The organism is Mesorhizobium sp. 43Arga (assembly GCF_053714255.1).
On sequence record NZ_JBSKBO010000034.1, the window covers coordinates 1 to 6,574 of the forward strand.

The following is a 6,574-nucleotide window of genomic DNA, read 5'->3' on the forward strand; positions in this document are numbered from 1 at the left end:
TAGAGAGGATGTCCCGGATCCAGAACCTGGACAACCTCAACCAATGATTCATCAGACTCACCAAAGGGGATATTCCTGTAGGCCTTCGCTCGAAGGGCTCGACTGGCGGCGAGTCCACGAGGCGCGCCGGACCAGCGTTCCAGCCCAAGCGGGCTGACCGGCGACGAAGTGAATCAGCCTGGATTCCGCTGTCGCGGACTGTCGGCGAATATGGTCTGATCCGCTCATGGCGATGACGGCTGACCAGCTTCCCGACGATCCGGACGCGCTGAAGGCGATGGTCCTGGCGCGCGACGTCGAGAATGCCCGCCTGATCCAGATCATCAAGGAATTGCAGCGTCATCGCTTCGGCCGTCGTGCGGAGAGCTTCCCGAAGATCAGTTGCTGCTGGGGCTCGAAGAGGCCGAGCAGATCGAGGCCGCCGGCGAGGAAGAGAAGGAACAGCCCGATCCTGGCGAACGTCAGGCGCGTGTCGCCAAGCGCCGGGCGAACCGCGGTGCGTTGCCACCCCACCTGCCGCGCACGGAGATGGTCGTCGACATCGAGGACCATGCCTGCCCGTGCTGTCGCAATGGCCTGCACCGGATCGGCGAGGACGTGAGCGAGCGGCTCGACATCGTTCCGGCGCAGCTGCGCGTGATCGTGGTGCGCCGGCCCAAATATGCCTGCCGCGCCTGCGAGGACGTTGTCGTGCAGGCTCCGGCGCCCGCGCGGCTGATCGAAGGCGGCCTGCCGACCGAGATCACCGTCGCGCAGGTGCTGGTGTCCAAATATGCCGATCATCTGCCGCTCTACCGTAAATGTTGAAATCAACATTTACGGTAAGATGTTGCGCATAGGATTATGCTGCGGAGGCTCCATTTCGTCCCAGGTTTCAGGCGATCTTGGGTAATCTCCGCAACATAAATTCTTGGACTCAAATAGAATTCAGGAACGCCATCACGCCCTTGTCCTCTTTCCACGGCCTTTCCGGTCGCGGAGCGGCGGCGCTGCAAAGCGCCATTGCTTTCGCTTTCATCTCCATATCGATTTCGGCGTAAATGTTGGTGGTCTCAAGGCTTACATGTCCGAGCCATGCACGGATGGTGTTAAGGTCGACACCCGCCTGCAACAGATGGCAAGCGCATGTATGGCGGACCACGTGCGGTGTGATCGGCCGTGCAGCAAGCGATGGCACCTGTGCCGCACATCGCTCGACAAGCCGATAGACCCCGAAACGGGTATATCGTTTGCGATGGCGGCTGAGGAAGACGGGCTCGCAGGTTTCCCGGCCCCGAATGAGTTCGCCGAGCGTATCCTCCGTGCGCGGCCACAGCGGACATTGGCGGATTTTGTTGCCTTTGCCGTGAAGAGTGACAAGCGCATGGTTGTCGCCGTGCCGACTGATCTGAAGGTCGCCGACTTGTAATCTCGTAGCCTCCGAGACCCGCGCTCCTGTGTTGTAGAGGAAGAGCAACAAGGCATGCTCAGCCCGGCCGCGTAACGTCTGGCGGTCGGGAACCGCTAACAGCGCTTCCATTTCGTCCCTGCTCATCCACGAGATCGGCTGCGGTGCGGCCTTCTTTGTCGTGATGGCACGGATCTGCGCACACCAGGCAAGATGAGCTGGATCACGGCTGGCGACAAAGCGCGCGAAGGATCGGATCGCCGTCAGGCGTTGGTTGCGGGTCTGTACCGAGCAGCTGCGGTTCTCTTCAAGATGAGCAAGGAACTGCAGTAGGAGTGCCGGAGTAATATCCTCGACATTTAGACGATCCGCTGGTTTGCGGACCTTGGTACTGATAAATGGCAGCAGCAGCGTGAAGCTGTCGCGGTAGCTCATTTGCGTGTTGCGGGCGAGACGGCGCTCAGTAACGATGTAGTCTGCCAGAAAGCGCCGAAGCCAGGGGCCGAGCGTACGGAGATCACGCATGGTGGCCTCCGTTGACGTAGCGGTCGAAGCAGGCCGATGCTTCGTGTAACAGTTCCGGTGTCATCGACAGGTAGACGCTTGTGCCGTCCAGGTCGGCGTGGCCGAGATATGTCGAGAGCGCCGGTAGAAGCCGTTGCACATCTGCCCCGTCGCGATACCAGGACGTTAGCCGATGGACGGCTGCGGTGTGCCTCAGAGCGTGGAGACACGGGGCGCGTCGGCCGTCATCCCTACGGGCGATTCCGACATGCTCGAGTAGCCGTTTGAATGCATGGTCGACATTGTGCTTCCATACCTGTGTTCCGTCGCGGTTTGCAAGAAATGCAGACGCCATTCCTTCAGGCAGGGGGCGATCCGAACGGCGTCCGGCATAACTTCTAAGGGCGCTGGCAAGTTGAGGCGCAACGGGAACGAGACGGCTCTTGTAGAATTTGGTGTCCCTAACTGTCAGGATGGCGTCTGCAAGGTCGACATCCTTCATGGTCAGATGGAGTGCTTCGCTGGTTCGCAGCCCCGCGCCATACAGGATCAAGAGCAACATATGGAAGGTCTCGGCGTCGAACCGGATGGCGCGCTTGCGGCTGATACTAACGCCCCCAAACAAGCGCTGCAGTTCCTCACGGGAGTAAATGTAAGATGGAGCTGATCGCGGCGCCCGCGGCTCTTCGTCCGCCGCCGGCAGCGGCGACGCGACAGCATAGCCGCGACTGATCGCATAACGGTAAAATCCGGCGAGAGCGGCATACTTGTTCGCACGGAAACGCGTGAGCGGACCGGTTCCGGCGAGAAAGCGGCGTACTTCGCTCTCTGTAGCCGCATCGCAGCACGCGTTGTCAGGGCAGCTATCGCAAAATTGGTACAATGTCCTTGAGCTGGTGATAAATCGGGCGCCATGGGCTCGCCGCCATGCGACATAGTGGTCGACCGCGTCACGAAGAATCATAGCAGCCCCTCCAGATTGATCTCTGCAACCTCGCGAAGAGTATTGAGATTGACCTTGGCGTAGATCGCGGTAGCCGCCGTGCTTCGATGGCCGAGGTAGTCGCCGACCGCTTTCATCGATAAACCTTGATCCAGGAGATGCTGGGCAGCGGCATGACGTAACGCATGCGGGCCGCGGCGCTTGCCTTTGATTCCGAGGTCATTGAGGCGAGTAAAAACGATCCCCTTAATTACTCCCCGGCTAAGCGGCCTAATCGGGGCTTTCATCGTCAGGAACAGTGTCCGTTCAGGGTGCGCTGGACGAACCTCACGCAAGTAACGCAGGATCGCTTGCCCCACATCTGGTGACAGCGGATAGAGATGGGTACGTCCGGGCTTGGGGCAGCGTACCCGTAACATCTCCTGTTGCCAGTCTAAATCTCCTAGCTGAAGGCCGCTGACTTCTCCGGCACGCAGACCGTAGGTGATCAGCAGCATCAGGATGGCGCGGGCGCGTATGTCGTGGGGATGGTGTCCTTCCGCGGTAGCAAGTAGACGGGTGACCTCATCCCGGTTCAATCCCTTCGGAATCGCCTCGCCTGGATAGCGTCGCGGCGGCATGATACCGTCGGCCAATCCTGGTCTGCACCAGCCCTGCTGCTCGGCGAACCGTACGAACCAACGAAGTCGTTGCGCATAGAGATAGGTCGTTGAACGACTAACGCCACGCGCATGACAGTGCGCGATAAACTGATCGAAAAAAGAGATTCCTGCCGATGATAGATCGACGCCTCTTTCATCCAGCCAGACGAAAAAGCTGTCGACCGCTCGACAACAATCATCGATGGTCGTATCCGCCCATCCGCGTTCGGAAGCCATGCGCGTGGCAAAGACGGCGACCTCGCGCGTACGGGAGTGGCATCTGGCTCCCGACTCCTTAAGCCAGCCCATAAAGCGCATCCATCGCTCAGCGTGGCCGAAGAAACGCCGACGTGCGCGAGGTCGTGACTTGCGTTCCGTGGGTGAAGACCATCGCCGAAATGCGTTCTCAATCTTGGGCAAGTTCGAACTATCGTTGTCGTGCAAATCGAGAATGTGCACCAAGTCCAACTGGTGGAAGGCGATCTTCCGCAATGTCTCGATCTTGATGCCGAGACACTCGCAATGCGAAAGATACAGAAGCCGCTCTTCGAGCAATGGAGCGGAACGATAGCGCGCAATCGTGCACGGTTGTCCAAAAAGAATCTCAAACATGATCGGGGCCTCCTTGTTGTTGGAGCCCTGATCATGGCACCGGCGCATCAGGAATTTATGTTGCGGAGATTACCCAAGATCGCCTGAAACCTGGGACGAAATGGAGCCTCCGCAGCATAATCCTATGCGCAACATCTTATCGCAAATGTTGAAATCAACATTTACGGTAGAGTGGCAGGTGATCGGCATATTTGGAGACCAGCACCTGCGCGACGGTGGCCTCGGTCGGCAGCCCGCCTTCGATCAGCCGGGCGGGCGCCGGAGCCTGAACGACCACATCCTCGCAGGCGCGGCAGATCCCATGGGGAGTGGATCGCGGCCCGCACTCTGGCAGAGTGGGCCATCGCAACTCGCTCTTTGGAGGCCCTTCATGCATCTTTTGACCGCCGACCGACCCGAGGTACAAGCCGCTATCCGCGTGGATCTTGGCGCAATCTTCGTGTCGCTGGAGCTGTCCAGATCGACCTGGCTAGTCACCTCGATTGTACCGGGCAGCGAGAAGATGTCGCGCCACATGGTCGCCGGCGGTGACAGCGCCGGGCTGCTCGTCTGCCTCACCGGGCTGCGCAGCAAGGCCGAGGCGCGCAGGCTTTATCCGTTGGTGGTGATCCAGGAGGCTGGGCTGGACGGCTTCTGGATCGACCGGGTGCTGAACCGCGAGGACTGGATTGAAAGTCACATCGTCGATGCGGCATCGATAGCGGTGTCGCGCCGCCACCGGCGCGCCAAGACAGATCGGCTCGATGGCGAGGCGCTGATCCGCGCCCTGCTGGCCGTCAAGCGGGGTGAGCCACGCGTCTGCTCGATGGTCCGGGTGCCGACGCCCGAGAATGAGGATCGCCGCCGGACCAACCGCGAGCGCAAGGTGCTGGTCGCCGAACGGGTCGAGCACGTCAACCGCGTCAAAGGCCTGCTCTTCAGCCAGGGCATCCGCGACTACGAGCCTTTGCGCTGCGACCGGCGCAATCGCCTGGAAGAACTGCGTACCGGCGATGGCCGCGCCCTGCCTGCCCGCATGAAGGCCCAGATCGGCCGCGAGCTTGACCGTCTCGAATTGCTGCTCGGCCAGATCAAGGCGGTGGAGGCCGAGCGCGACGCGCTGCTCGCCGCGACGGCGGTGGACGCCTCGACGCCGGCGGCGATGTTGCTCGAACTGAAGGGTATCGGGCCGGAGTTCGCGACGATCCTCCAGGCCGAAGGGCTGTTCCGGCATTTCAACAACCGCAGGCAGGTGGCCGCCTACGCGGGACTGGCACCTTCCCCATGGAAGAGCGGCACGATCGATCACGAACAAGGCGTGTCGAAGGCCGGCAATCCGCGGCTGCGAACGACGATGGTCGAGCTAGCCTGGCTGTGGCTGCGCCATCAGCCGGCCTCGGGCCTGGCCCGCTGGTTCAGCGAACGGGTAGCGCGCAACGGCGGCCGCCTCAAGAAGGCGATGATCGTTGCACTCGCCCGCAAGCTGCTGGTGGCGCTGTGGAAATACGCGACCGCCGGCGTCATCATCGAGGGAGCGCTCATGAAAACCGCATGACCGCTTCCACCACCCTTTTCCTCCATTCCGTAAGGGCCTGATCAGCCTTTCGGATCCAGGTGGGCGAACCGAAAATATGCATGGCCTCAATAGCCGATCGGCAGAATGGTTCCGCCTTCCTGAGCCTGCGCCCGCCGCAAGCGGGATATTGGTGCTGCCGCCAGGAGCGGCGACCGCATGTGAGGTGGATGGGCCCGGCGACCGGGCCGCGTCACGTGATCGGGCTCAGACCTTGGACCGAAACTGCGAAGGAGGAAATCACACTTGACCATGTAATCCCCATGTGAGGCATATTTGGGCCGGCGCACGACGATCACACGCAGTTGGGCCGGCACGATATCGAGCCGCTCGCTCACGTCCTCGCCGATCCGGTGCAAACCGCTTCGGCAACACGGGCAGGCATGGTCCTCGATGTCGACGACCATTTCGATGCGCGGAAGATGGGTGGCAGCGCGCCACGATTTGTCCGGCGCTTCGCGATGCGCGCGAGACGCTCTGCCGGAGATGCTTGTTCGTTGTCTTCCTCGCCGGCGGCCTCGATCTGCTCGGCGTCCTCCAAACCCAGAAGAAGTTGGTCCTCCGGCAACGTCTCGGCACGACGGCCGAAGCGGTGGCGCTGCAATTCCTTGATGATCTGGATCAGTCGGGCATTCTCGGCATCACGCGCCAGGACCATCGCCTTCAGCGCGTCTGGATCGTCGGGAAGCTGGTCCGCCGCCATCGCCATGAGCGGATCAAACCATATTCGCCGACAGCCCGCGACAGCGGAATCCAGGCTGATTCACTTCGTCGCGGGTCAGCCGGCCTGGGCTGGAACACGGGTCCGCTGCGCCTCATGGACGCGCCGCCAGTCGAGCCCTTCGAGCGAAGGCCTACAGGAATATCCCCTTTGGTGAGTCTGATGAATCATTGGTTGAGGTTGTCCAGGTTCTGGATCCGGGACATCCTCTCTA

General features: G+C 61.1%; 5 protein-coding genes and 3 pseudogenes. 2 read left to right on the top strand and 6 right to left on the bottom strand.

From position 1 onward, the window contains the following. The coding region (locus ACWGS8_RS35005; protein WP_454585189.1) for a hypothetical protein at positions 1–343 on the bottom strand (343 nt) is incomplete at its 3' end. Here ACWGS8_RS35005 and ACWGS8_RS35010 point away from each other — a divergent pair. Then, positions 227–801: pseudogene (locus ACWGS8_RS35010) on the top strand (IS66 family transposase zinc-finger binding domain-containing protein); the annotation flags it as partial. The gene ACWGS8_RS35005 and the pseudogene ACWGS8_RS35010 overlap by 117 nt on opposite strands. Before the next feature lie 115 nt (positions 802–916). On the opposite strand, the gene ACWGS8_RS35015 reads toward ACWGS8_RS35010, so the two are convergent. The 4 genes and pseudogenes from ACWGS8_RS35015 to ACWGS8_RS35030 all read right to left on the bottom strand — a co-directional run. Continuing rightward, entirely contained in the window at positions 917–1,912 is a 996-nt protein-coding gene (locus ACWGS8_RS35015; RefSeq protein WP_454585185.1) for a tyrosine-type recombinase/integrase, read from the bottom strand. Beyond that, complete coding sequence (locus ACWGS8_RS35020) at positions 1,905–2,855, bottom strand: tyrosine-type recombinase/integrase (RefSeq protein ID WP_454585186.1); 951 nt, start codon at positions 2,853–2,855, stop codon at positions 1,905–1,907. Before ACWGS8_RS35020 ends, ACWGS8_RS35015 begins: the two co-directional genes overlap by 8 nt. Continuing rightward, positions 2,852–4,087: a tyrosine-type recombinase/integrase gene (locus ACWGS8_RS35025; RefSeq protein WP_454585187.1), complete on the bottom strand. Its 1,236-nt coding sequence runs from the start codon at positions 4,085–4,087 to the stop codon at positions 2,852–2,854. The genes ACWGS8_RS35020 and ACWGS8_RS35025 overlap by 4 nt, the downstream gene beginning before the upstream one ends. A gap of 160 nt (positions 4,088–4,247) precedes the next feature. Next, positions 4,248–4,394: pseudogene (locus ACWGS8_RS35030) on the bottom strand (IS66 family transposase); the annotation flags it as partial. A 63-nt stretch (positions 4,395–4,457) separates the two neighbouring features. Between ACWGS8_RS35030 and ACWGS8_RS35035 the strand changes: the two are divergent. After that, positions 4,458–5,621: an IS110 family transposase gene (locus tag ACWGS8_RS35035; protein WP_454585188.1), complete on the top strand. Its 1,164-nt coding sequence runs from the start codon at positions 4,458–4,460 to the stop codon at positions 5,619–5,621. Between the two features lie 287 nt (positions 5,622–5,908). Here the strand turns inward: ACWGS8_RS35035 and ACWGS8_RS35040 are convergent. After that, positions 5,909–6,348 (bottom strand): annotated as a pseudogene (locus ACWGS8_RS35040) (IS66 family transposase zinc-finger binding domain-containing protein); the annotation flags it as partial. Between the last annotated feature and the right edge of the window lie 226 nt (positions 6,349–6,574).